Origin of the sequence: Kribbella amoyensis (assembly GCF_007828865.1) — a bacterium.
In the GTDB taxonomy this organism is placed as follows: domain Bacteria; phylum Actinomycetota; class Actinomycetes; order Propionibacteriales; family Kribbellaceae; genus Kribbella; species Kribbella amoyensis.
The window spans coordinates 2,161,575-2,186,134 of sequence record NZ_VIVK01000001.1; the positions used below are offsets into that span (position 1 = coordinate 2,161,575).

Here is a 24,560-nt window from a genome sequence, read left to right on the forward strand (position 1 = left end):
GGCGGTGGAGCCGACGCCGTCCGATGCGACATCCGTGGTGGCGTATCACCCTTCGGGTGGTGGCGCGGGCTGCCGGATGCGGCGCGATACGGTCGCGCCATGAGCGCAGGAACCCTCGCAGCGGCATGACGGCGGGCACACGGGACATCTACGACGACACGGCGATCGTCCGTTTCCTCGATGCGGACGGCACGTGGGCGCCGACCCCCGCGGCAGAGCCGTACCTGGACGCGATCAAGTCCCTCGACGACGACGACCTGCAAACTCTGCATCGGGACATGGCCGTGATCCGGGCGATCGACGAGCAGGCCACGAACCTGCAGCGACAGGGCCAGCTCGCTCTGTGGCCGTCGGCGCAGGGGCAGGAGGCGGCTCAGGTGGGTTCGGCGCGCGCCGCTCGGGCGCAGGATCACCTCTTCCCGTCGTACCGCGAGCACGCGGTGGCCCGCGTCCGTGGAGTCGACCCGGTCGACATCCTGAAGCAGATGCGAGGCCTGAGCCACGCCGGCTGGGACCCGACCGATCCCAAGAACGGCAACACGCACATCTACACGCTGGTGCTGGGCGCGCAGACCCTGCACGCGACCGGGCGGGCGATGGGTCTGCGCTTCGATGCGAAGTGCGGCAGCGGCGATCCCGACCGCGACGAGGCCGTGATCGTGTACTACGGCGACGGGGCGTCGAGCCAGGGCGACGTACACGAGGCGATGGTGTTCGCCGCGAGTTACCGCGCACCGGTGGTGTTCTTCCTGCAGAACAACCAGTGGGCGATCTCGGTGCCGGTGTCGACCCAGTCACCGGTCCCGCTCTACCAGCGTTCCGCGGGGTACGGCATCCCCAGTGTCCAGGTCGACGGCAACGACGTGCTGGCCAGCTACGCGGTCTCGCGAGTCGCTCTCGATCGGGCCCGGGCCGGCGAAGGCCCGCAGGCGATCGAGGCGGTCACCTACCGGCTCGCGCCCCACACCACCAGCGACGACCCCACCAAGTACCGCAGCCGGGACGAGGAGGCGGGCTGGGCGCACCGCGATCCGATCGTCCGGATGCGCGCGTATCTCAGGGATCGAGGTGCCGGCGACGAGTACTTCGCCGCAGTCGACGAAGAGGCCGCGGAGGCCGCCGACGACGTCCGGGTACGCACCGCGGCTCTCGGCTCGCTCGGCCCCGACGACCTGTTCCGCAACGTCTACAGCCAGGTCGAAGAGGCCCTGGAAGAGCAGCGGCGATGGCTGGCAGAGTACGAGAGCTCGTTCGAGGAGAACCTGTCGTGACCCGGAACATGCCGATGGGCCGGGCGTTGAACGAGGGGCTGCGCCGGGCGATGACGGAAGACAGCCGCGTGCTGCTGATGGGCGAGGACATCGGCAAGCTGGGCGGAGTGTTCCGGGTCACCGAGGGACTGCAGGCCGAGTTCGGTGAGGATCGCGTCCTGGACACCCCGCTCGCGGAGTCCGGCATCGTCGGCACCGCGATCGGCCTCGCGCTCGGCGGATTCCGGCCGGTGGTGGAGATCCAGTTCGACGGCTTCGTCTACCCGGCCTTCGACCAGATCACCTCGCAACTGGCGAAGCTCACCTACCGGCTGGGCGGCAACACCCCCTTGCCCGTGGTGATCCGCATCCCCTACGGCGGCCACATCAGGTCGATCGAGCACCACCAGGAGAGCCCCGAGACGTACTTCGCGCACACGCCCGGCCTGCGGGTGGTCAGCCCCGCCACCCCGAACGACGCCTACTGGATGATCCAGGACGCGATCGCCTCTCCCGACCCGGTCGTCTTCCTCGAACCCAAGAGCAGGTACTGGCCCAAGGGCGACGTCGACACCTCCGTTCCCGCCGGCCCGTTGCATGCGAGCCGGATCGCCCGTCCCGGGAGCGACGTCACCCTCGCCGGCCACGGCGCGATGGTGACCACGCTGCTCGACGCGGCAGCGGTGGCCGAGGCCGAGGGCACGACCTGCGAGGTGATCGACATTCGTTCGCTGTCGCCGGTGGACTACGGCCCACTCCTGGAATCCGTACGCCGGACCGGCCGGATGGTCTACGCGCAGGAAGCACCCGGATTCACCAGCGTCGGCAGCGAGATCGCCGCGACGGTCATGGAGCACTGCTTCTACTCGCTCCAAGCCCCGGTTCTGCGGGTCTCGGCCTTCGACACGCCGTTCCCACCGGCGGACATCGAGGCGCACTATCTCCCCGACGTCGACCGCGTCCTGGAAGCCGTCGATCGAGCCCTTCGCTACTGAACGACACCCCGAGGCGGAACACCCGGATCAGTCCGGGAGCATCGGTACGGCGAGGCCCTGGTCGCGGCCGAGGAGGATGCCCCGGGTCACCGCGTTGGTGCCGAACTTGTCGCGGACGTCGTCGAGGGCGCTGTCCAGTTCGTCGTTGCTCGCCTTGTCGAACGGGAGGGCCAGCTGGACGGTGGACTCGTTCTCCAGGTTGCCGACCGAGATGCCGACCAGGGTGATGCCCTGTTTCTCGATCAGCGGCCGGGCCTCGGTCATCAGGGCCCGGGCGGTGACCAGGATGGCGCGGGTCTGACCTGTTGCCTGGGGCAACGTATGGGACCGGGTCGCGCGGGTGAAGTCGTCGAAGCGGAGCCGCAGCGTGACGGTACGCCCGGCGCGGCCCGCCGTCCGCATCCGCCGGGTCACGCGGTCCACCAGGCCGGCCAGGATCGCGTCCAGGGTCTCGGCGGACTTGGGTGATCGGCCGAGGGCGCGCTGGGATCCGATCGAACGGCGCCGACGGCCCACCTCGATCGGCCGGGGATCGCGGTTGTGCGCGAGCGCGTGCAGATGCCGGCCCGAGGCGCGGCCGAGCATCGAGATCAACGCCGCCTCGGGCAGCTTGGCGACGTCGCCCACCCTGGACAGTCCGCGGCTGCGCAGCTTCTCCGCGGTCACCTCGCCGACTCCCCACAACCGCTCGACGGCCAGGGGATGCAGGAACTCGAGCTCCTGGTCCGGCGGGACCACCAGCAGCCCGTCGGGTTTCGCGACGCCGCTGGCCACCTTCGCGAGGAACTTCGTCCGCGCTACCCCGACCGTGATCGGCAGCCCGACCCTCGCCAGGACCTCGGCTCGCAACCGACGCGCGATGTCCACCGGCTCACCGGCGATCCGGCGCAACCCGGCGACGTCCAGGAACGCCTCGTCGATCGACAGCCCCTCCACCAACGGCGTGGTGTCCTTGAACACCGCGAAGACCGCCTTGCTCGCCTCCGAGTACGCGGACATCCGCGGCGGTACGACGATCGCCTGTGGGCACCGCTGCAACGCCTGCCGGCCACCCATCGCGGTCCGGACGCCGAGCGCCTTGGCCTCGTAGCTGCAGGCGAGGACGACACCGCCGCCGACGATCACGGGGCGTCCACGCAGGCTCGGGTCGTCCCGCTGCTCGACCGACGCGTAGAACGCGTCCAGGTCGGCATGGAGGATCGTCGCCGCGCCGATTTGGGACACGAACATATGTTCGCATAACCTCACGCCATCGCCTAGGGCGACGAAGGTGAGCGACTAGGGAGAAATCCGGAGGCGGGGGTTCGGAATGTCAGGACAGAATGCGATGCATGGACCTGTCGGCATATCGCGCGCTCTGGCGGACCCGAGGAGTGGTCGCCCTGCTGGCCTCGGCCCTGCTCGCCCGGCTCCCGGTGATGGCGGCGATGGTCCCGGTGTCCTTCCTCGCCAAGGACGCGGCCGGCAACTTCGGTTGGGCGGGCGTCGTGGCCGGCGCGTACTCGGTCGGCATGGCGGTCGGTGGTCCGGTCTGGTCCCGGCTGGCCGATCGACGCGGTGCGCGCTGGGTCGTCATCGGTACCGGGATGGCCTGGGGTGTCGCGATGGCGGTCCTCGCCCTGCTGCCCGACGAGGCGTACCGCTGGATGCCGGTCGTCTCCGCGCTCGCCGGCGCGGTGGTGTCCCCGGTGACGGCGACCATGCGGGCCGCGTGGCCGCGGATCGTCGACGGCCCCCGGCTCCGCACGGTGTACGCGCTCGACGCCACCGCGCAGGAGGTGCTGTTCTCGGTCGGTCCGATGCTGGGCGCGCTGATCGTCAGCTTCGCCAGTCCACGGGCCGGCGTGCTGGCGGCCGCGGCGCTGGCGGGCGTCTCGATCTGGTGGTTCGGCCTGCGCCAGCCGCCACCGCTGCCGCACGACGACGCCTCGCACGGCCGGCGGCTCACGGCGCGTCAGTTGCTCTGGCACCAGCACCGGTTGCCGCTGATCCTGTCGTTCGCGTTGGCCGTGACGGCGTTCTCGGCCGTATCGCTCGGCATCGTCGCCTACGCGGACGATCACGGGAACCGGTTGATCGCCGGCGTGCTCGAGACCGTCTGGGCCCTCGGCAGCCTGATCGGTGGTCTGGTGATGGGCGCGCTGCCGGGCCGGCGCGACTCGTACGCCTGGCGCCGGGCCTCCCTGATGTCGGTCGGCATGGTCGTGTGCGTCTTCGCCACTCACTCACCGATCACCCTCGGCATCGCCCTGTTGCTCGCCGGATGCGTACTCGCGCCGACCGTCGGCGCGATGTACGAGCGCCTCGGAGCGATGACGCCCGATTCGGTCCGGACCGAGATCTTCGGCTGGATGAACAGCGGCGCCATGGTCGGTGCGGCGGTGGGCGCCTCGCTCGCCGGTCAGGTGGTCGAGTCCTTCGGCGTCCGCTACGTCTGGGTGATGGCGGCCCTCCTTACCCTGCTGGCCGCGGCCAGCCTGATCCGCGTCCCACCACACCGCCCGGCCGACGAAGTCGTCGTCGAACCGGTCTCGGTCGCCGAAGCCCACTGATCCCGGCACGGCTTACGCGCCCACCCGTGTCCGGCGGCAGTTCGCCGGACACGCCCGCTCTGTCGTCCGCTCTGTCGTCAGCCCTTGGCGGGGGCGTAGACGCTGTGCAGGACGCCGGTGGTGAAGGTGGTGGTCGACACCAGCTCCAGCGGCACGGTCTCGCCCTCGTCGAAGAGGCGCAGACCGTGGCCGACCGCGATCGGGTGGACCAGCAGGTGCAGCTCGTCCAGGACGCGCGCCCGCAACAGCGCGCGGACCAGGGTGACGCTGCCGACGATGTTGAGGTTCTTGCCGGGCTGCTCCTTCAGCGCGTCCAGCGTCTTGGTGGGGTCGCCGGGCAGCAGGGTGGAGTTCTGCCAGGCGTCGACGGAGTCGAGCGTGTTCGACACGACCAGCTTCGGGGTGTCGTTCATCATCTCCGCGCCCTCCTCGTCGGCGCCCTCGGTCGGCCAGTAGCCGGCGAACATCTCCCAGGTCACCCGGCCGAGCACCATCGTGTCGGAGGTCTCGGCGAGGGCGCTGATCGCGTTCCCCATCTCGTCGTTGAAGTACTGGAAGTGCCATTGGTCCGGGTCCTGGACGACGCCGTCGAGCGAGATGAACAGGCCGGCGGTGATCTTCCTCATGATGTGCTCCTCGGTGGTGGTGGACTGCCTTTCACCGACGCGTCGACCGGCTCGACAGCGGATCGACATCTGCTGAGAAAAAACCTGGAGCCCGGGAAGCAGGCCGGGGGGACTATGCCTGGTCGGCTGTCCGGTCGGGTTGCTCGGCGTCGAGGCGGCGGGCGCGGCGGCCGCGGCGGAGCTCCGTGTCGAGGGCGTCCAGCCGCTGCGTCCAGAACTTGCGGTACTTCTCCAGCCAGGCGTCGATCTCGCGCAGTGGCGTGGTGTCGACCGCGTACAGCCGGCGGGTGCCGTCGACGGTCACAGTCGCGAAGCCGTTGTCCCGCAGGACCCGCAGGTGCTGCGAGACGGCCGGCTGGCTGATCCCGAACTCGGCGCCGATCGTGCCGGCGATCCGGCCGGCCGGCAGTTCGCCGTCGGCGAGCAGTTCGAGGATCCGGCGCCGGACCGGATCGCCGAGGATGTCGAAGGCGTGCACCGTCGCATTGTTTCAACGGTGGCTTATATAAGCAAGTGGTCGACGAAACCGGAAGGTGTCCGGCCCGATCGGGGCCCGGCGAACGAACGTCCAGACGGCGTGGCGACTTGCCGGAAGAGCCGTTCGGGTGCTGGTCAGGCCGCAGACAACGGGACGGTCACGGCTAGAATGACCCGAACGAACACGCCTGGTGCAGCGCCGCACGGCGTACCGCAACCAGTGTGAGCTGCTGGGGTTCAAGCATTGAGGAGACACAGCTGTGGGACGCGTCGTGCACAAGTACGGCGGTTCTTCGGTCGCTGACGCCGATTGCATCAAGCGTGTGGCCCAACGGATCGTCGCGACGAAGAAGGCCGGGAACGACGTGGTGGTGGTCATCTCCGCCATGGGTGACACCACCGACGAACTGATGGACCTGGCCCAGCAGGTCACCCCGCTGCCACCACCGCGTGAGCTGGACATGCTGCTCACCTCGGGCGAGCGGATCTCGGCCGCGCTGCTGGCGATGGCGATCGCGAACCTGGGCTACGAGGCCCGCTCGTTCACCGGTTCGCAGGCCGGGGTGATCACCACCTCGGCGCACGGGAACGCGCGCATCATCGACATCACGCCGAGCCGGATCGAGTCCGCGCTGGCCGAGGGCCACGTCGCGATCGTGGCCGGCTTCCAGGGCGTCGCGCAGGACACCAAGGACATCACCACGATGGGCCGTGGTGCCTCCGACACCACCGCGGTCGCGCTGGCCGCCTCGCTGGAGGCGGACTACTGCGAGATCTACACCGACGTGGACGGCATCTTCACCGCGGATCCGCGGATCGTGCCGGCCGCGAAGCAGATCCCGAAGATCTCCTACGAGGAGATGCTCGAGATGGCCGCCTGCGGCGCCAAGGTGCTGCACCTGCGCTGCGTCGAGTACGCGCGGCGCTACAACGTCCCCGTCCACGTGCGTTCCTCCTTCTCCCAGAAGGAAGGCACCTGGGTTGTCGATGCGAAGGAACTGGATCAAATGGAACAGGCGATCATCTCCGGCGTGGTCCAGGACCGCGGCGAGGCCAAGATCACCGTGGTCGGTGTGCCGGACAAGCCGGGCGAGGCCGCCCGGATCTTCGAGACCGTCGCGGGTGCCGACACCAACATCGACATGATCGTGCAGAACGTCTCGGCGGTCGCGACCAACCGGACCGACATCTCGTTCACGCTGCCCCGCGCCGACGGCGCCCGCGCGATGTCCGCGCTGGCCCGGATGAAGGACGAGGTCGGCTACGAGCAGCTGTTGTACGACGACCAGATCGGCAAGGTCTCGGTCGTCGGTGTCGGAATGCGCTCGCACCCGGGCGTTTCCGCGAAGTTCTTCTCGGCTCTGGCCGACGCCGGCGTCAACATCGAGATGATCTCCACCTCGGAGATCCGGATCTCGGTGGTCGTCGACGAGAACCTGGTGGACGCCGCCGTGACCGCGGCGCACACCGCATTCGACCTGGACGACGAGCACACCCAAGCTGTCGTGTACGGAGGAACTGGACGGTGACCCCTGTGAGCGCTTTGGATCAGACGACCGAGGACCGGACGGGCCTCCCCACGTTGGCGGTGGTCGGTGCGACCGGCGCCGTCGGCACGGTGATGCTCACCCTGCTCTCCACCCGGCAGAACGTGTGGGGAGAGATCCGGCTGATCGCGTCCGAGCGCTCCGCGGGCAAGAAGCTCAAGGTCCGCGGCGAGGAGGTCGAGGTCGTCGCGATCAGCGAGGACGCCTTCGACGGGGTCGACGTGGCGATGTTCGACGTGCCGGACGCGGTGTCCGCGCACTGGGCACCGCTCGCCGCGGCCAAGGGTGCCGTCGTGGTGGACAACTCGGGCGCGTTCCGGATGGACCCGGACGTCCCGCTGGTGGTGCCCGAGGTGAACGCCGAAACGGCCCGCAACCGGCCGAAGGGCATCATCTCCAACCCCAACTGCACGACGCTGTCGATGATCGTGGCGATGGGCGCCCTGCACCACCGGTACGAGCTCGAGCAGCTCGTCGTCTCGTCGTACCAGGCCGCCTCGGGTGCCGGGCAGGACGGGATCGACGCGCTGTACGACCAGCTGATGAAGGTCGCCGGCAACCGCGAGCTCGGCACGACGCCGGGTGACGTCCGCCGGGTGATCGGCAACGCGCTCGGCCCGTTCCCGGCGCCGCTGGTGATGAACGTGGTGCCGTGGGCCGGGTCGCTCAAGGACGACGGCTGGTCGTCCGAGGAGCTCAAGGTCCGCAACGAGTCCCGCAAGATCCTCGGTCTCCCGGACCTCAAGGTCTCCGCGACCTGCGTCCGGGTACCCGTGATCACCACCCACTCGCTGGCCGTGCACGCCCGGTTCAACCGCGAGGTCGACGTCGACGAGGCCCGCGAGGTCCTGCGGGACGCGCCGGGTGTGATCCTCTTCGACAACCCGGCCGAGGGCGAGTTCCCGACCCCGGCGGACGTGGTCGGCACGGATCCGACCTGGGTCGGCCGGATCCGTCGCTCGCTGGACGACCCGCAGGCGCTCGAGCTCTTCGTCTGCGGCGACAACCTACGCAAGGGCGCGGCCCTGAACACCGCCCAGATCGCCGAGGTCGTCGCCAAGGAGTTCAGCCCGGCCGCCTCCTGATCACCCAACCCCCGCGACCAACAAGCCGGGACCTTGAACAGGAAATAACCTGTCCGAGGTCCCGGCTTCTTGTCCCCCGAGGTTCCGGCAGGCTGTGATCAGAGCCAGTCCTCCCGGGCCGCGTGCAGTGCCAGTTGGAAGCGGGTGCTGGCACCGGTCCGGTTCATCAGGCGTTCCAGATAACGGAAGAACGTGCGCCTGCTGATGCCCAACGTCCGCGCGATCGTGTCGTCCGCGGCCCCGGTCGCGAGCAGAGCCAGCAGCCGTCGTTCGATCGGTTCCAGCCGGTCGTCCTCGGCGCCGACGGACGCGTGCAGCGGTAGGGCGTTGCGCCAGCACAGCTCAAACATGCCGATCAGCGCGGACAGCAGGCTGCTCGGCCGGATGATCAGCAGGGACCGGTTCACGTCGGTGTCGCGCACCGACATCGACACGAACGCGATGGAGGTGTCGATGATGGTCAGCTTGGCCGGGACGTCGGGCAGGACGCGGGCCTGCTCGCCGGCTTCGACGCAGGGCAGGATGTTCTCGGTCAGGTACCCGGGCACCTCGACCGACTCCGGCGAGTACACCACCCGGTAGGCGACCCCGCGTTTGAGCTGCTCGATCTCCATCTGGTTCGGGCCGGCGCCGAGGTAGTACGGCGGGCTGTCGATGGCCTGGATCTCGCGCTGGGCGCTCTCCTTGATCTGGTTGATCCGCTCGACGATCGCGGTCCCGGTGACCACCTCGATCAGGTGCGTGGTCGACTCGTTGTGCACGGTCCGGCGGAACTCGTCGTAGGCGTTGAGCACCTCGATCCGGGCCTGTTTCAGCTCGGACTCGCGACGCAGCGTGAGCGCCTCGAGCCCCGCGTCGGGCGGCACCGGCAGGTACCGGGAGTGGTCGGATCCGGATCGGCGGGCCAGCCCGGCCTGGACCAGGCCGGTGAGCGCCGTCTCGATCGGGGTGGTCCGGCCGGCGACCGCCTGGTCGAGCTCGGTGCTCGAGGACGGGCCGGTGCGGAGCAGGTACTGGTAGACGTTGATCTCGTCGTCGTTGAGGCCGAGCACGCGCAGGTGGGCGGCACGCTCCGTGTCGGTCGAACTCATGTACTTCCCCTCCCTCCCGGGGGCGGTCACCGTAGGCGACCGTCCGACCAGGGTAGAACGACCAGTGGTCCCCGGACCGCACCGTCCGTATCCCGGTGACCGCATCGAGCGACAATTGTTGTCTTGTCAGCATTCTTGTGCCGTGTCACCATCTGGCCACCCCTTCCGCGCGGTCGTGAGCGAGAATTGAGGTCCAGCAGCCCGGCGACGGACCACCTGAGCGCCGCCGGGCTGCTGTTCCAATTCTGGCCAAAGTTGGCCGACCCGTCAGGCGAGCCCGTTTCGGTTGGGTCTCGATCCCGGCGCATCGGTGCCCTCGCACCTTAGTGCCATCACCGGCTGTGCCGGAGGGTGTACAAATCGTGCATCCGAGGCCGTTCGAGGAGGCGCCGCCCATGCTTCGCTCCAGACCGCGCACTGCCCCTCGAACCCCGCGTGACGAGCGGGGTACCTCCGGCCTCCGCGCGATGACCGCCGCCCTGGTCATCGTGCCCACCCACTCGGCGAGTGCCCGGACCGCGTCCGCCCAAGGCGGTCCGAGCTCCCGAGAGGCCGGTGGGACCCGCGCGACGCGGGGTGAGGTTCCGTGGATGGTGAGGCTGTCCATGGGATGCGGCGGGACGACCGGTTCCGCTGCTCAGTCCGTACTGACCGCCCAGCACAGCACGGGTTCCACCGGCCACAGTCCAGCCGGCCGCATCCCTTCCGCTGCCGAGAAGCCCGCCGACAGGCCGGTCGCACGGCACAGCTCCAGGTACCGCGCGATCACCCTCTGACAAAGGGCCGGTCAGCCGCGGACGAGCCGGTACATCGTGGCGCCGCGGCCGAAGTAGATCGTGCCGTCGGTGCCCATCGTCCAGACGTCGTCCGCGTCGGTGACCAGCGTGTCCACCGCGCCGGTGGCCGGATCCACGCAGGCGATGGTGAAGCGGAAGTTGCCGCACAGCGAGCCGTCCGGCGCGAAGGCCAGGTGCACGCTGCGCCAGACGTGGTCCACGTTCCAGTCGAACGGCGTCACGTCGATGGTTCGCAGGACGGTCCGGGTGACCGGGTCGAACTCGAACAGTTTGCCGACCGTGCCTCCCCAGAGGTGGCCGTCGGGTCCCACGATCAGTCCGGTGATCGCCTTCTCGCCCGGGATCGGCACGCCCTCCCACACCTTCGTCCCCGTGGCCGGGTCGAAGGCGAACAGCTTCCCCTCGGTCTGCGTCGGCGTGGAACCCAGGCCGCCCCAGATCCCGGTACCGCCGTAGACGAGACCGTCGTACGTCGTGAGCGCGGTGACACTCTGGTCCGGGACGACGTTGCGGTGGACCTCCTTGGCCCCGGTCGCGGGATCCACCAAGGTCAGGGCGCCACCGAGCTGCCCGTAGTCCGGGATCGTGCCCACCGCCAGCCGGTCACCCGCACCCGCGATCGCGAACGGCCGGTCCTGGTGGTCCGACGTGAGCGCGGCGAACTCGCGCGGATTCGTCCCCCGCTGTACCGGTTTCGACGGGTCGAACTCGAACAGGTGCGCGCCCGGGTAAACCCCCGCGTACAGCTTGTTGTTCCAGTTCCCGAAGCCTTCGACCTGACCGAGGACCGAGTTCTCCGAGATCGTGGCGGTCGCCGGGTCGTAGATGCTCATCCCGCCACTCGGATAGGAGCTCGCGTAGATCCGTCCGTCCGGGCCGGCGTGGATCGTCTGCAGTTGGGTCGGCCGTCCAGGCAGCTTCGTGCTCGCGACCTTGGACGCCCCGGTCCGCGGGTTGTAGTACGTGAGGTTGCCGCTGAAGTCCGCGGTCACCAGCGTCTTGCCCGGGTACGCGGGGTCGTCCACCGTGGCCCAGCCGAAGCCGCGGGCGGTGCCCATCCCGGTCCGCGTGGTCGGCCGGAGTTCGCCGGTGCGCAGGTTGTACGCGGTCAGCTTGCCGTCACCGGCGACGTAGTACACGTTGCCGTCCGGGTCGGCGGGGGACGCGTCGACGCCCTTGCCGGTGCCCAGATCAGCTTCCCAGGTGTCGCTGCCGAGGTCGTACACGAGCATCCGGTTCGCGTTCGCGGTCCGCGCGATCAGGTGACCGCGGGCCGCGTTCACGTCGTACACGAACGTCTCCGTCCGGTACTTCTCCGGCAGCGGGATCTCGCGGCGCGCCCCGGTCCGGATGTCCACCTCGGCCAGCTTCGCCACGGTGCCGAGTCCCACGTACACCTTGTCGCCCGCGACGGCGACGCTGCGCGCGTACTGCTCACCCGGCAGCACCTGGCCGTAGTCGCGGATCTTGCCGGTGTTGTGGTCGTACGAGTAGAGCTTGCCGCCCGGGTACGTCCCGACGAAGACTCGCCGCCCGTCCGTGGCCGCACGCCAGGCCGTGGTCTCGCCGGCGAGCGGGATGCCGAGGTCCTCGACGTGATCGGAGCCCGGGCGGTAGCGGAACAGCTTCGCGTCCGCCGGGATGTACGCCGTCCCGTCGTCGACCGCGACACCACCCCAGGACCCGCTCGCCCCGGGGAGTTCGTAGGTCGCCGTCACGGTCGCGGTCCCGGCGTCCACCACGCTCAGCGCACCGGGGTTGCCTCGGGCAACTATATAGGCATTGGAGCCACCGTCCGGCCGTGGCCCGAAGGCGGCGCCGTAGACGGCCAGGTTGTGCACCGGCTCGCCGATCTCGGTGATCGTGACGGCGTCCACCTCGGCTCCGGCCGGTGCCGGAACGGAAGCGGAACCCACGGCCAGGACCCCGATCAGGCCGGCAGCGGTGAACGTGCTCAACAGTCGTCGCGGCATGGGGGCGGCTCCTTCGCGTCGATTTCGGCCCTAACCGTAATTACGGCGCGACCGCGGTGTCAACGGCTCGGACCCGACTTCTCCGAACAGGCCAAGGGCTCCGAGCCGGACCGACTCGGAGCCCTTGCCGCGAAGCGCTGGGGTCAGCGGCTCGCTTCGACGAACTGGCGCATCAGCTCGGCCGGGTCGGACTCCGGCTCCGGCTGGGCGAGCGACGTCGCCTGGACCCGCGCCTCGGAGGTGTCCGGGGTGGCCAGGTCGGGCGCCGTGGTCAGCGGCAGGGTGAGCGACGACCGGGTCGGGTCGAGCGTCACCGTGGCGCCGGTGAACGGGACGGACGGGTTGTCCGGTTCGACCGTGAGGACCAGGCCGAGCCGGTGACCGGCGGCGAACACCACGTCGTCGGCGTTGAGCTCGAAGCTGAGGTCGTACCACTGGCCGGACTTCAGCGACTCCTTGCGCTCGAGCGACTTGTAGTGACCGATGTCGGCTAGCGTCCGGACCGCGACGGAGGCGTCCGAGACCGCGGTGTTGATCTGCGTCTCGGCGTAGCACCCGGTGTCGAGCGCGTTGCCGTCACCCCAGCAGACCCGGGTGTTCGGCACGTTGGTGACATCGCGGTACCGGGTCGCGGTGCCGTAGTCGAGCAGCCGCGCTTTGATGCCTGCGGCAACCTTGTTGACCTTGACCCGGACCGACACCTTGCCGGTCCCGGACATCCGCACCGCCTGCTGCAGGTCGTTGCTGAGGAACACGGCCCGGTCCGCCTTGGGCGTGGTCGGGTCCAGGACGGCGGTGTCCTCCGACGGCTCGCTGGTCCCGGTGAAGCTGATCGGGTCGGACGAGGCCGCCGCGATCGACAGGTCCCCGGACTTCGCGCCGAGCGGCTTGCTGAGGTTCAGCTTGGTGCTGCGGACGCCGGTCGCGGGCCAGCGGGGCTCGTCCACGAAGGAGCCGTCCTCGCGCTGCACGGTGGCCTGCGGGGTCTGCATCACGCCGTTCTGCAGGCCCTGCAGCCAGTAGTCGAACCACGGGTGCAGCTTGTCCACCCACTCGTCGCGGAAGCTGAACCCGTCCAGGTGCACGCCCTGGTGCAGGAAGATCTTGCGCGGTACGTCCCGCTTGGCCAGCTCGTCCCACCACTCGCCGAAATGCCGGGTCTTCACGTTCTCGTCGCCGAGGCCGTGCACGACGTACACGCTGGACTTCACCTTGCTCGCGTCGAGCCGGTAGTTCCGCGGATCCCACCAGCGGCTGTAGCTGCCGGTGCGGGTGTCGGAGTCCTGCTCGATCTCGCCGGTGAGCTGCTCGCACCGGGGTGACGCGTCGTTGCTCACGTAGTCGTGCAGGAAGCCCATGTACTCGTCGTAGAAGGGCACCCCGAAGCCACGGGTGTAGTCGTACCAGCTGGAGATCGCCGCGATCGGAACGATGGTCTCGAGGCCGCGGACACCGGTACTGGCGACCGAGTTCGCGATCGTGCCGTTCCAGGAGACGCCGATCATGCCGGCCTTGCCGGTGGACCAGTCGGCCTTCGCGCGCTGACCCGACGGGCTGTACCCGGGGACGCGGTTGTTCAGCCAGTCGATCACGGCCTTGGTGCCGAGCACCTCGAGGTCCGCGCCGACGTCGCTGCAGCCGGTCGAGCGGAACGTGCCGGGCATGTCGACGAACGCGACCGCGTAGCCGCGCGGCACGAAGTAGTTGTCCAGCCAGCTGCCGAAGACCTGCCGGGTGCCGTCGGTGTCGAAGTACGTCTTCGGGTCGCCGGCGTAGTACGGCGAGGCCTGGACGATGACCGGGACGTCGATCCCGGCCTGGTCGGCCTCGCCCGGCCGGACGATGTCCACGGTGACCCGGTCCTTGACGCCGTTCGCGTCCCCGTCGACGCCGGGGACCTCGACCTCGACGCGTTCGTGGATCGCGTTGTCGTAGTCGTACGCGGCGACGGTCTTCGTCCCCTGCACGAAGGGCTTGGCGGGCCCGGCGGTGGTGCTCGCGGTCGCGGTCAGCGACGCGGCGGAGGCCAGGACGGTGGCGGCCAGAACGGCGGCGCCGGTACGGAATGCGGTTCTCGGTCGAGATCTGCGCATGCGTTTCTGCTCCCCGGTGGGCGGTGGGTGGAGCACGTCGGCCCTCCCTCGACAGGGCCGTTGTGGTGAACGCACCTTATGCGGAACCGACAGCGATGTCAGCACGCATCTCACCCGGCCGATCACCTTCCGTGGAGATCACGGGAAATACTTCGTCCGGCGGCAATCTTCAAACCCCGTTCATCTGCCTGTGCCGGGTTCCCCTCTAGCGTCGGGGCATGACGATGACGCGACGCGCACTGTTGGCGACTGGTGGACTTGGACTCGGCCTGGCGGCGGTGACCCCGGGAATCTCGGCGGCGGTGACGAGCCCACGGCGCCGGCCTCGGGTGCTGCTGGCGACGAACGAACCGTGGGGGACGTACCACGCGCAGCCGCTGCTGGCCGAGGCCGCGGGCCGGGGCTGGGAGTTGGTGCAGGTGGTCCCGGACCGGTCCCGCGTCACGCCCACCGATCCGGTCCAGGTGGCTACTCTCGCCGACGTCCCGCGCGCCGATCTGCTGGTCGTCAACGGTGCCGGGGACTGGCCGGCCGACGTGGCCGCGGCACTGCGCCGGTTGCCGCTGGCGGCGAGTTCGCTGGCCTACCTGCAGCCGGTGGAGGCGCCGCGGGCGAAGGAGTTCCGGGACAGGCTCGAACTGGCCACCGCCGCATCCCCTGCCGAGGCGGAGGTGTTCGCGGCGCACCTCGGACTCCGCCGACGCGTCCGGATGGTCGGCTCACCGCAGACCGACACCCTGCCTGTGCACCGGCCGCAGGACGGGCGCGTGCTCGTGCTGACCAGTGTGACCCGGCCCGACCCGACCGGCGGGGCGGCGCCCGGTACCCAACTGCTGCTCGACGCCGCCGCCAAGTTGGAGGCGGCCGGCAAGCACATCGTGGTCGGCCTGCACCCGCGCGAGGACCGCACGCTGTGGGAGCGCTACGAGATCAGCCCGGTGCCGTCGGTCCAGGCATCGGCGACGGCGGAGTGCGCCGTCGGTATCCCGGGCACGGTGTTCCCGATCGTGGCGGCGGTCGGTGTGCCGTTGGTCGGATGCGTGGATCCGGCGCTGACGGTGCCGGACTACATTCTCGACGTCTGCTCGTCGACGATCGACGGACCGGACCAGGCCGTCGGGGCCGTCGGGAACGCTCGCCCGGCCCGCCGGGGCGCGGTCTTCGCTGCCGTCGGTCCGATCGGCGGTTCGGCCCGCCGGCTGTACTCCGCCTGGCACGCCGCGATCATCTCTGCCCGCCGCCCCTTCGCGGAGCCCGCTCAGGCCGCCTGACGTCTTTGCCCTGGCGTCGCTCACGGGGCGCCCGCACCAGGCGGAGCTTGACGGCGGCGACGCCGATCTCGACGCGCTGGCCCCACCCGAGGGTCAGCGTGTCGCTCTCGATCCCGTCGCCGAAGACGACCAGATCGGCCTCGGCGGTGATCGCCAGCTGGTCGGTCGCGGTGAGCAGGCCCTCGGTGCAGTTGGTGCCGGTCGCGGGAGACGGCCACGCCTCCCGCACGAACCAGGACAGCGCCGCCTCGGTCGCGCCGGGCAGCCGCAGTCCGCTCTGCCGCTCCTGCCAGGCCGAGCGGCACCACCCCGTGGAACCCGTCCCGGTGCCGACCAGCAGACCGGACGAGGACTGGCGCTCCTCCTGCCCGTCCGGCGAGGCGAGCCGGTACCGCGCGGACTGGTGGGTCCGGTGCCCGACGAACACCTCGTTGAGCGCGATCAGCTGCTGCCCGTCGTCCACCCGGGCCGCGACCATCGTCCGCTCCTCGACGTCCCGGACCCGGAGCAGTTCGGCGACCGCGCCGGGGGCGTGCGGGACCAGGACGCCGGGGTTGCGGTCCGGCTCGGGATTCACGCCGATCACCGGCTGCCCGTCCAGGTACTTCGCGACGTTCGCGACCAGGCCGTCCTGGCCCACCGCCACCACCACGTCCTCCGGGCCGAACACGAACCGGTCCAGGTCGTTGCGCTCGGCAACAGCTCGGCGCCAGTCCAGCGGGATCGCGGCCGACACCGCCGCCAGCGCGTCCTGCTGCGCCTGGTGCCGGGCGTCCAGCTCGGCCAGGTCCCGGCCCCGGCTGCGCAGGAAGAAGCCGGCCTGCTGGCGGGTGCCGTGCCGGGCGACCAGCTCGGACAGCTCGGTCGCCCGGTGCACCAGGACCGCCCGTGGGGGCAGGCTCATCGCCGGGCCTCGTGGTTCACCTGGCCGGGCGTGGTCGCCGTCAGCTTGGTGAGCAGCGGGGTGAGCAGATCCGGGGTGAGGTTCAGGGTGCCGATCTCGGGGAGGGCGCCCTGCTTGATCGCCAGCGCCAGGATCGTCGCGTGGTCCAGCTCGGCGTACGCGTCCAGCATGGCCTTCTCCGCCGACGCTTCGGCCGCACCGATCACCTGCTTGGCGTCCGCCTCGGCCTGGCTCAGCTCGCGCTTACGGCTGGCGGCCGCCTCGGTCTCGATCCGGCCGGCCGCGGCCACCTCGGTCGCACGCCGGCGCTCGTTCTGGCCGCGCTGGGTGACCAGCTGCTCCTCGCGCCGGGCGAGCTCGATCTGGTTCTGCAGCTCGTTCTCCGCGATCGACCGCTCCCGCTCGACCGCCATCGCGCGCCGCTCGTATGTCGCCTTGTCCGCGGCCTGCTGCACCATTTCCCGCGTCGGCGTCTGCAGTGCACGCTCCACGTCGCTCTCCGCCCGCACGGCAACCACGCGGACGTCCTCCACGCCGATGCCGAGCCCGGTGAGCCGGACGTCCTCGCGCAGGCCCGTACTCACCGCCTGCCGCAGCGACGTCATCCCCTCGGACAGCGCCTGCGTCAGCGTCATCCGCGCGAGCAGGTCGAGCGCGGTCTGCTGGGCGAGCTCGGTGAGGAGTCCGCCGAGCTGCTCGAGCGGGGTGGAGCGCCACCTCCCGGTGTCCGGGTCGATGCCGAAGTCCAGCCGGGTGGACGCGAGCACCGGATCGGTCACCCGGTAGGTGACGGTCGCCTGCACCGCGACGTCCTGGAAGTCGACCGTGCGGCCGTGGAACAGCAGCGGCTGCTCGCGGTCGTCGATCGGCACCTCGCTGAGCGAGGAGTTCAGCGCCCGGAACCAGAACGCCTGGCCGGCTCCGTCGTGCGCCGGCTTGCCGTTGCGCAGGTGCCGGACGTGCGCGGTCGGGTTCGCCCGCAGGTGGCTGATGAAACCGAACCGGGTGATGTCTGCCATCCATCTCTCCTTGTCGTCACAATGACGATAAGCCCGTGATCGCTTTTCGTCAAGGTGACGATTAAGCTGATCGGCATGGACTACGAGCCGATGGGCGTCGCGACGGACCTGGTCATCCTCACCGTGCGCGCCGGGTCCCTCCAGGTCCTGCTGATCCGCCGCGGCATCCCGCCGTACCAGGGGCGGTGGGCGCTGCCAGGCGGGTTCGTCCGCGACCAGGAGGACCTGGAGAGCGCGGCCCGGCGGGAGCTGGCCGAGGAGACCGGCCTGGCCTCCGAGCGGATCCACCTCGAGCAGGTCGCGACGTACGGGGAGCCGAAGCGCGATCCACGGGGCCGGGTGATCAGCGTGGCGTACCTGGCCCTGGTCCCCGATCTCCCGGCACCGGTCGCGGGGACCGACGCGGCGTCCGCCTCGTGGGTACCGGCCGGGGAGGTGCTGGCGGATCCGAAGCGGCTCGCTTTCGACCATCACCGAGTCCTGTCCGACGGGGTCGAGCGGGCCCGGGCGAAGCTGGAGTACTCGCCCCTCGCGACGGCGTTCTGCGCGGGCGAGTTCACCATCTCGGAGCTGCGTGGAATCTACGAGGCCGTCTGGGGGCAGACGATCGACCCGCGCAACTTCCACCGCAAGGTCACCAAGGCCGAGGGCTTCGTCGTCCCCGTCGGCACCACGACGACCCGCGACGGCGGCCGACCGGCCCAGCTCTTCCACCGGGGCGAGGCGAAGACGCTGCACCCGCCCTTGACTCGCGGGCTAGCGGCGGGCGGCTAGCTCCTCGGCCGTGATCAGGTCGGTGTGCGTGCCGGGGGAGCCGCAGGCCCAGGCGCCCGCGATCGACGCGGCCTCGGCGGCCGACTGCCAGGGGTGACCGTCGAGCCAAAGGGTGAGGAACGCGGCGACGTACGCGTCACCGGCGCCGTTGCTGTCGACCACGGGGCGTTCCGGGATGTCGACGGGCGGGATGTGGACCGGCTTGGCGTCCCGGGCGTGCACGTAGCTGCCCTTGGAGCCGTCCATCACGACGACGACCTGGGCCCGCCCGTTGACGAAGATCCAGTCGGTCGCGTCGTCGGGCAGGTTGCCGGCCGAGACGAAGACGACGTCGGCGGCGCGGGCGAAGTCCTGGTGGTACGGATTCCGCCCGTCCCAGTCGTGCAGGTCGGTGGAGACCGTGCACTGCGAGGCCGCCAGGTCGGGCAGGGCCTGCCGCGCGAAGTCCATGATCGAGACGTGCACGTGCCGCGTCCGCCGAAGCTGGGTCCGCCACAACGCCGGATCGACCCGTATCGCCTGCGTCGACCGGCCGTCGTACAGCGACTGCCGGCGGCCGTCCGGGGACACCAGGTTGACCGACCGCCTGGTCCCGCTCGGGTGCAGCGTGACGAACAACGGCAGCCGCAACTCGTCGTACAGGCGGACCACCTGGGCACCCTCCGCGTCGTTGCCGAGGACGTCGGCGAGGGCGGCGTTCAGGCCGAGCAGGTGACAGCCCAGCGTGACGCCGTGGCCGGTGTGACCGACGTACGACCTGATCGGCTCGACCGAGAGCGTCTCCCGGCCCGGGAGAGGTAATTCGGGCACCCGCACGATGGTGTCGATCCCGGCCCCACCGATCACCAGTACATCAATTTCCACTCTCGCATGCATACCCGATCAGCCCGGCCGGGACCAGGGGTTCTGAGCCTTCTTGGTCCTAGCCTGAGGTCTCATGAGGAGGATCGGTGCCGTCGCGCTCCTCGGCGGAGTTCTCGCTGTCCTGCTCGGGTCCGGCGCACCGGCCTCGGCCGCTGATTCGGCCGCGACGGATCAGGTCCAGCGCTTCGACGCGCGGTACGAGATCAGGCCCGACGGCGTCGTGGTCGCGACCGAGACGATCGAGTTCGCCACCGGCTCCTCGTCGCTGGTCCGCCGATTCCGGGTGCGAGGGCCGGATGACGTGGTGGAGTCCAAGGATCGGGTCTTCGCGGTGTCGAAAGTCGCGGTGACCACGGTCGACGGCGCCAAGGTGAAGAGCTGGCAGGAGCGGTACGACCCCCTGCAGAACGTCGACGACTACAGCTACGACAGCCGGTACGAACTCCTGAACGTATCGGTCGGGTCGCCGGCCGAACGACGGCCCGAGCGCTACGTGCTGCGGTACGAGATCCGGGGCGCGCTGGATCAGGTCGGCGACGGAATCCGGATCCGCGTTCCCGGGCTGCCGTCCGACGTTCGCACCGACGCGATCTCCGCGACGATCACGGCGCCGAGTGGGGTCCGGTCGGTCAGCTGCACCGTGGCCGGCCACCCGTGTCGGCAGGCCACGGTGACGAAAGGCATCGGCCGACTCCGCAACGCCGGCGGCGCCGAGACGGTCCGGCCCGCGTTCGACAGCTCGTCGGACTTCACCTTCACGGTCGGGGTCGCCCCGGGCGCGGTGTCCGGCGTCGGGCCGGTGCTCGAGAAGCCGGGGCTGTTCGTCGGCATGACCGACGTCCAGAAGGGCATGCTGATCATCGCGCTCATCGTCGCGGTTCCCGCCCTGGTGATCACCCTCACCGTCGTCGCCGTGGTGAGGGCGATCCGCCGGAACCGCCGGGCTACTGCTTGATCGGGGCGCCGGTCTTCTCCTGGAGTTCTTCGAAGCTGACGCCGTCGGCCAGTTCGACCAGTTGCAAGCCGTCGGCGGTGACGTCCAGGACGGCGAGGTCGGTGATGATCCGGTTGACGACGCCGCGGCCGGTGTACGGGAGATCGCACTCCTCGAGGATCTTGTGCGAGCCGTCCTTGGCGACGTGTTCCATCAGCACGATGACCTTCTTGGCACCGTGCACCAGGTCCATCGCGCCGCCCATGCCCTTGACCATCTTGCCGGGGATCATCCAGTTGGACAGGTCCCCGGTGGCCGATACCTGCATCGCGCCGAGGATGGCCGCGTCGATGGCGCCGCCGCGGATCATCCCGAAGGACAGCGAGGAGTCGAAGAACGACGCGCCCGGCAGGGTCGTGACGGTCTCCTTGCCGGCGTTGATCAGGTCCGGGTCCTCCTCACCCTCGACCGGGTACGGGCCGACGCCGAGGATGCCGTTCTCGCTCTGCAGGACGACGGTGACGCCGTCCGGGATGTAGTTGGGGACCAAGGTCGGCAGGCCGATCCCGAGGTTCACGTACGAGCCGTCCTCCAGCTCGGCGGCGGCACGGGCGGCCATCTGCTCACGGGTCAGCGGCATCTCAGGCCTCCAGCTTCTCGCGCGCGGCATCGTACGCTTCGCGGGGTTGGACCGTGCGCTTCTCGATCCGCTTCTCGATATCCTTGCCAACGGCAACCACACGCTGGACGAAGACGCCGGGCAGGTGGATCTCGTCCGGGTCCAGCTCACCAGGCTGGACCAGCTCCTCGACCTGCGCGATAGTGACCCGGCCGGCCATCGCGGCCAGCGGGTTGAAGTTGCGGGCGCTCCGGTCGAAAACCAGGTTGCCGTGGGTGTCGCCCTTGAGCGCGTGCACCAGCCCGAAGTCGGTGGTGATCGAGTCCTCCAGCACGTACGTCGTGCCGTTGATCTCCCGGGTCTCCTTCGGCTCCGACGCCTTCGCGACCGTGCCGTCCGCGTTGTACTTCTGCGGCAGCCCCCCGTCGGCGACCTGGGTGCCGACCCCGGCCAGGGTGAAGAACGCGGCGATCCCGCAGCCACCGGCGCGCAGCTTCTCGGCCAGCGTGCCCTGCGGCGTCAGCTCGACCTCGAGCTCACCGGACAGGAACTGCCGGGCGAACTCCTTGTTCTCCCCGACGTACGACGAGGTCATCTTGGCGATCCGCTTGTCGGCCAGCAGGAGGCCGAGCCCCCAGTCGTCGACGCCGCAGTTGTTCGAGACGACGCTGAGGCCGCTCACGCCCTTGTCGTGCAGGGCGGAGATCAGCTGCATCGGGTTGCCGCACAGTCCGAAGCCGCCGACCGCGAGGCTCGCGCCGTCGCCGATGTCGTCGACCGCGGCCTGCGGCGAGTCATACGTCTTGTCCATCGGGCTGCTCCGTTGCAGTAGGTGGTCAGCCCGACTCTAACCAGCGCCCGGATATCCGGCGAGGGGCGCGTCGTGTGGCCTATTGCACTGCGTCCAGCGCCGCCAGTTCGCGCAGTGCCTCGTCGCGTGCGGGGGTGTCGTGCGGGTACGCCGCGAGCACGTCGGCTATGTGCCGCCGCGCCGTTGACAGGTCCCCGCCGCCGCGAGCAGCGCGCGCCAGCCCGATCCGCGCGACCGCGGCCAGCTCCGCCAAACCAGCCCGGGTACTGATGTCCAGTGCGACCCGGTAGTCGTCGGCGCGACCTAGTACCGCGGCCCGCCGGCAGAGCAAGTCCGCGTGCTCTTCGTCCAGACCCAGCTCGGCCGCTATGGCCACCGCCTCGTCCAGCTCGTCGCCGCTGGACGCCACCACGGTCAGTGCCAGCAGCGTGCCCCACCGGTCACCCAGCATCCGGAACCGCGCGAGCGCCGTCCGTACCGCCTGCTCCGACTCCGCCGCGGACGCCCCGGTCAGCCCGGGGTACCCGATGCAGAGCTGGACGGCAGCCCGTGTCCAGGCGTCGCCGTCGCGCTCGTTCGTTGTCAGGATCTCCGCCACGACCTCGGGAGGCTCGAACGGTCCGAAAGTGGTCGCCCAGAGCAGGACCGTCACCGGGTGCCGGAACGGCCGCCGCAGTTCCACGGCGAGCTGCTGTGCGAGCTCCACCTGCTCCGGTCGCACGCTGCCCGGCGCGAGCAGGACGGCGAGCAGGTACTCGTCCGCCATCCCGTCCGGTACCACCTGGCCGAGCTCCGCCAGCACGCGGGCGGCGGCGTGTTCCGCCTCGGCCCGGTGCCCGTGCGACAACCAGGGGACCGCCAGTTCGGCCACCAGGCGCAGGGCCGCCCGCGGATCGTTGCCGCAGGCCCGTTCGAGTTCCCGGAGGTACGACGGATCCTCGTCGTACGCCCCTCCCCAGAACTCCACGTAACTCATTGTCACCCTCACGGGTTCACCGAGGGGGTGCCGGGGGGTCAGAACTCCAGGACACCCCAGTGCTCGGGCCGGTGCATGTCCACCTGGTGCTGCGGCGACCAGACCCAGAAGTCCTGCTGAGTACCGCGCTGGTACGCCCCGTCGACCACGTCGTGGGTCCACTCCACCCGCATCAGGTTCATCCGCCACTCGTCACCCGGCTGCGGCGGCGTCGGCCGGCCCGCGTTGTACGGCGCCAGCTCGGTCCACGGCAGCGCGACCTCGACCGTCCACCCGGTGTCGGTGTCGGTGGGGTCGTTTACCGTCCCGTTCACGTGCAGCGCGGTCCGTAGGCCGGGGAGGTTGGTCGGGTCCACCGGGACGCCGCCGTCGACGTACGGCTTCGGCAGGGTGAGCTCCCAGATCGTGTGCAGCGGGTTGATCTCGAACTCGTAGTAGTTCTGCCGGTCGCCGTCAGGGTCGAGGAACAGCTCGAAGTTGTTCTCCTCGAACAGGTGTGTGTTGCGCTCGGTCATCGTGGACCAGACGTGCGGCTCCTCCAGCTCGCCGCCGAGGTACAGGTAGGTGTCGTCGTACATCAGCTTGGCCCTGGTCCGGAACCGCGGCGCGGGCGCGTCACCGCGGATGTCGACGAAGTCGCTGGTCCAGGCGGCTTCCGCCCAGGCCGGGTCGGTGAGGGTGCCGTCGAGCGACGGCGCGGTGGTGGTGCGGTGGGCCTTGTAGCGGGGCAGGTCAGGCATCGGCGCGCTCCAGCAGTCCGGCGATGAGATGGGCCAGCAGGAAGGTAATCCCGGTCAGGGCCGGAACCACCAGCAGGGTCCAGGTGGTGAACAGGTCGTCCGCGAGGAACGCCAGCACCACCAGCAGCATGAACGTGGTCCCGAGGAACGCGACCAGCTTCGGATGCGGCATCGCCAGCTTGGTCAGCGCCAGCGCCCCGAGCACCACGGCGACCACGACGGTCAGGACGAGCAACGGGAACCCGAACGCCCCGCACGTCGACGCGCCCCGGAACCGGTCGCACCCACGCTCGCTCAGCCAGACCATGCCGATCACAACGAACCCGGTCAGCAACCCGACCACGGCCAGGATCAGCAACGGCGGCAACGGCGGAGCGTCGTACCGGCCCTCGTCGGCTTCCTCGTCCTCCGCGTCGCTCATGAGCCGCAGGCTACCGACAAGTTCGCCGTCGGACAGCCTTTCAGGACGCGCCGAGTGCGGCGGCGACCGCGTCCCGGACCTCGGCGTCGGTGGGTGCCGGGAGACCGCGTTCGGCGGCCAGCTCGGCGAGCGACACCATCGTGACGTCGTGCAGGCCGCAGGTCGTGAACGTGTGAAAGACCGCCATGTCCGGATCGACGTTGATCGAGAACCCGTGACTGGTGACACCGTGCCGGATCCGCATCCCGATCGAGCAGAGCTTGCGGTGATCCTCGGTCCACACCCCGACCAGACTGCTCGCACCCTTGGGTGTCTCCCGCCGGACCAGCGGGAACCCGAGCGACCCGAGCGCCGTGATCAACCCGTTCTCGACCCAGCGCACGACGTCGACGGGTCCGCGCTGCTTCAGGTCGACCACCAGGTACCCGACCAGCTGGCCCGGCCCGTGGTACGTCGCGAAGCCACCACGATCCACGGCAACAGCCGGAATCGCCGCCGTCTCGGCCGGCAGATCCTCCAGCGAGGTCCGCGGGCCGTACGTGATGACGGGCGGATGGCTCAGCAGGAACAGCCGATCCCCGGCCGCCCCGTCGATCCGCTCGGCCACCCAGGTCCGCATGTCCTTCGCGGCGATCTCGTACTCGACCTCATCCAAGTCCACCCGCCGCAGCACGTTCACCCGACCAGGGTAGACAGGTGGTCCGGACATGACTGAGGGCGGTGACTCTGGGAGTCACCGCC

The 24,560-nt window shown here is 70.0% G+C and carries 23 protein-coding genes; 8 read left to right on the forward strand and 15 right to left on the reverse strand.

Annotation, left to right across the window (positions count from 1 at the left end):
- Window positions 1-125: 125 nt before the first annotated feature.
- A complete protein-coding gene (locus tag FB561_RS10355; protein ID WP_145805456.1) occupies window positions 126-1,271 on the forward strand; it encodes a thiamine pyrophosphate-dependent enzyme in 1,146 nt (381 codons plus the stop codon).
- Window positions 1,226-2,245, forward strand: coding sequence for an alpha-ketoacid dehydrogenase subunit beta (locus FB561_RS10360; RefSeq protein WP_420371341.1), 1,020 nt, complete (start codon window positions 1,226-1,228; stop codon window positions 2,243-2,245). The genes FB561_RS10355 and FB561_RS10360 overlap by 46 nt, the downstream gene beginning before the upstream one ends.
- 27 nt (window positions 2,246-2,272) lie before the next feature.
- Here the strand turns inward: FB561_RS10360 and dinB are convergent, their stop codons facing one another.
- Window positions 2,273-3,475, reverse strand: a complete 1,203-nt coding sequence (gene dinB, locus FB561_RS10365) for a DNA polymerase IV (protein ID WP_145805458.1) — start codon at window positions 3,473-3,475, stop codon at window positions 2,273-2,275.
- Window positions 3,476-3,576: 101 nt separating this feature from the next.
- Here dinB and FB561_RS10370 point away from each other — a divergent pair, with 101 nt between their 5' ends.
- On the forward strand, window positions 3,577-4,797 hold the full coding sequence (locus FB561_RS10370) for an MFS transporter (RefSeq protein WP_238334751.1): 1,221 nt from the start codon (window positions 3,577-3,579) through the stop codon (window positions 4,795-4,797).
- Window positions 4,798-4,874: 77 nt separating this feature from the next.
- Here the strand turns inward: FB561_RS10370 and FB561_RS10375 are convergent, their stop codons facing one another.
- Together FB561_RS10375 and FB561_RS10380 are read right to left on the reverse strand one after the other, a co-directional pair.
- Window positions 4,875-5,423 carry a dihydrofolate reductase family protein gene (locus FB561_RS10375; protein WP_145805464.1) on the reverse strand — a complete coding sequence of 183 codons (549 nt, stop codon included), beginning with the start codon at window positions 5,421-5,423 and terminating at the stop codon, window positions 4,875-4,877.
- A gap of 112 nt (window positions 5,424-5,535) precedes the next feature.
- Entirely contained in the window at window positions 5,536-5,901 is a 366-nt protein-coding gene (locus tag FB561_RS10380) for an ArsR/SmtB family transcription factor (RefSeq protein ID WP_145805466.1), read from the reverse strand.
- A gap of 259 nt (window positions 5,902-6,160) precedes the next feature.
- Between FB561_RS10380 and FB561_RS10385 the strand changes: the two genes are divergently transcribed.
- Complete coding sequence (locus FB561_RS10385) at window positions 6,161-7,429, forward strand: aspartate kinase (RefSeq protein WP_145805468.1); 1,269 nt, start codon at window positions 6,161-6,163, stop codon at window positions 7,427-7,429.
- Window positions 7,426-8,532 (forward strand): aspartate-semialdehyde dehydrogenase, encoded by a 1,107-nt coding sequence (locus tag FB561_RS10390; RefSeq protein ID WP_145805470.1) that lies wholly within the window; start codon window positions 7,426-7,428, stop codon window positions 8,530-8,532. Before FB561_RS10385 ends, FB561_RS10390 begins: the two co-directional genes overlap by 4 nt.
- A 98-nt stretch (window positions 8,533-8,630) precedes the next feature.
- On the opposite strand, the gene FB561_RS10395 is transcribed toward FB561_RS10390, so the two are convergent.
- The 3 genes from FB561_RS10395 to FB561_RS10410 all read right to left on the reverse strand — a co-directional run bounded on the left by FB561_RS10395 (window position 8,631) and on the right by FB561_RS10410 (window position 14,486).
- Window positions 8,631-9,623 carry a helix-turn-helix domain-containing protein gene (locus FB561_RS10395; protein ID WP_145805471.1) on the reverse strand — a complete coding sequence of 331 codons (993 nt, stop codon included), beginning with the start codon at window positions 9,621-9,623 and terminating at the stop codon, window positions 8,631-8,633.
- 787 nt (window positions 9,624-10,410) lie between these two features.
- Window positions 10,411-12,393 carry an outer membrane protein assembly factor BamB family protein gene (locus FB561_RS10405; protein ID WP_145805473.1) on the reverse strand — a complete coding sequence of 661 codons (1,983 nt, stop codon included), beginning with the start codon at window positions 12,391-12,393 and terminating at the stop codon, window positions 10,411-10,413.
- A 143-nt stretch (window positions 12,394-12,536) separates the two neighbouring features.
- Window positions 12,537-14,486 carry a CocE/NonD family hydrolase gene (locus FB561_RS10410; protein WP_145805475.1) on the reverse strand — a complete coding sequence of 650 codons (1,950 nt, stop codon included), beginning with the start codon at window positions 14,484-14,486 and terminating at the stop codon, window positions 12,537-12,539.
- A 218-nt stretch (window positions 14,487-14,704) separates the two neighbouring features.
- Between FB561_RS10410 and FB561_RS10415 the strand changes: the two genes are divergently transcribed.
- Window positions 14,705-15,757 carry a hypothetical protein gene (locus FB561_RS10415; RefSeq protein ID WP_202880584.1) on the forward strand — a complete coding sequence of 351 codons (1,053 nt, stop codon included), beginning with the start codon at window positions 14,705-14,707 and terminating at the stop codon, window positions 15,755-15,757.
- Here FB561_RS10415 and FB561_RS10420 read toward each other — a convergent pair.
- Together FB561_RS10420 and FB561_RS10425 are read right to left on the reverse strand one after the other, a co-directional pair.
- Window positions 15,711-16,661 (reverse strand): NAD(+)/NADH kinase, encoded by a 951-nt coding sequence (locus tag FB561_RS10420; protein ID WP_238334752.1) that lies wholly within the window; start codon window positions 16,659-16,661, stop codon window positions 15,711-15,713. The two genes, FB561_RS10415 and FB561_RS10420, sit on opposite strands and share 47 nt — an antisense overlap.
- Window positions 16,658-17,680, reverse strand: coding sequence for an SPFH domain-containing protein (locus FB561_RS10425; RefSeq protein ID WP_145805477.1), 1,023 nt, complete (start codon window positions 17,678-17,680; stop codon window positions 16,658-16,660). Before FB561_RS10425 ends, FB561_RS10420 begins: the two co-directional genes overlap by 4 nt.
- Before the next feature lie 75 nt (window positions 17,681-17,755).
- Here FB561_RS10425 and FB561_RS38960 point away from each other — a divergent pair, with 75 nt between their 5' ends.
- Window positions 17,756-18,454, forward strand: a complete 699-nt coding sequence (locus FB561_RS38960; protein ID WP_145805479.1) for an NUDIX hydrolase — start codon at window positions 17,756-17,758, stop codon at window positions 18,452-18,454.
- Here the strand turns inward: FB561_RS38960 and FB561_RS10435 are convergent.
- Window positions 18,437-19,318: a carbohydrate kinase family protein gene (locus tag FB561_RS10435; RefSeq protein WP_202880585.1), complete on the reverse strand. Its 882-nt coding sequence runs from the start codon at window positions 19,316-19,318 to the stop codon at window positions 18,437-18,439. The two genes, FB561_RS38960 and FB561_RS10435, sit on opposite strands and share 18 nt — an antisense overlap.
- A gap of 73 nt (window positions 19,319-19,391) precedes the next feature.
- On the opposite strand from FB561_RS10435, the gene FB561_RS10440 reads away from it, so the two are divergent.
- Window positions 19,392-20,273, forward strand: a complete 882-nt coding sequence (locus FB561_RS10440; RefSeq protein ID WP_145805483.1) for a DUF2207 domain-containing protein — start codon at window positions 19,392-19,394, stop codon at window positions 20,271-20,273.
- Here the strand turns inward: FB561_RS10440 and FB561_RS10445 are convergent.
- The 6 genes from FB561_RS10445 to lipB all read right to left on the reverse strand — a co-directional run bounded on the left by FB561_RS10445 (window position 20,263) and on the right by lipB (window position 24,498).
- Complete coding sequence (locus FB561_RS10445) at window positions 20,263-20,892, reverse strand: CoA transferase subunit B (protein ID WP_145805485.1); 630 nt, start codon at window positions 20,890-20,892, stop codon at window positions 20,263-20,265. The two genes, FB561_RS10440 and FB561_RS10445, sit on opposite strands and share 11 nt — an antisense overlap.
- Window position 20,893: 1 nt before the next feature.
- Window positions 20,894-21,682, reverse strand: coding sequence for a CoA transferase subunit A (locus FB561_RS10450; RefSeq protein ID WP_145805487.1), 789 nt, complete (start codon window positions 21,680-21,682; stop codon window positions 20,894-20,896).
- A gap of 79 nt (window positions 21,683-21,761) precedes the next feature.
- Window positions 21,762-22,649, reverse strand: a complete 888-nt coding sequence (locus FB561_RS10455) for a hypothetical protein (protein WP_145805489.1) — start codon at window positions 22,647-22,649, stop codon at window positions 21,762-21,764.
- Between the two features lie 47 nt (window positions 22,650-22,696).
- A complete protein-coding gene (locus FB561_RS10460; protein ID WP_145805491.1) occupies window positions 22,697-23,398 on the reverse strand; it encodes a carbohydrate-binding family 9-like protein in 702 nt (233 codons plus the stop codon).
- The gene (locus tag FB561_RS10465) at window positions 23,391-23,819 is read right to left on the reverse strand and encodes a hypothetical protein (protein WP_145805494.1); all 429 of its coding nucleotides are present in this window, start codon (window positions 23,817-23,819) and stop codon (window positions 23,391-23,393) included. The genes FB561_RS10460 and FB561_RS10465 overlap by 8 nt, the downstream gene beginning before the upstream one ends.
- A 40-nt stretch (window positions 23,820-23,859) precedes the next feature.
- On the reverse strand, window positions 23,860-24,498 hold the full coding sequence (gene lipB, locus FB561_RS10470) for a lipoyl(octanoyl) transferase LipB (protein WP_145805496.1): 639 nt from the start codon (window positions 24,496-24,498) through the stop codon (window positions 23,860-23,862).
- Between the last annotated feature and the right edge of the window lie 62 nt (window positions 24,499-24,560).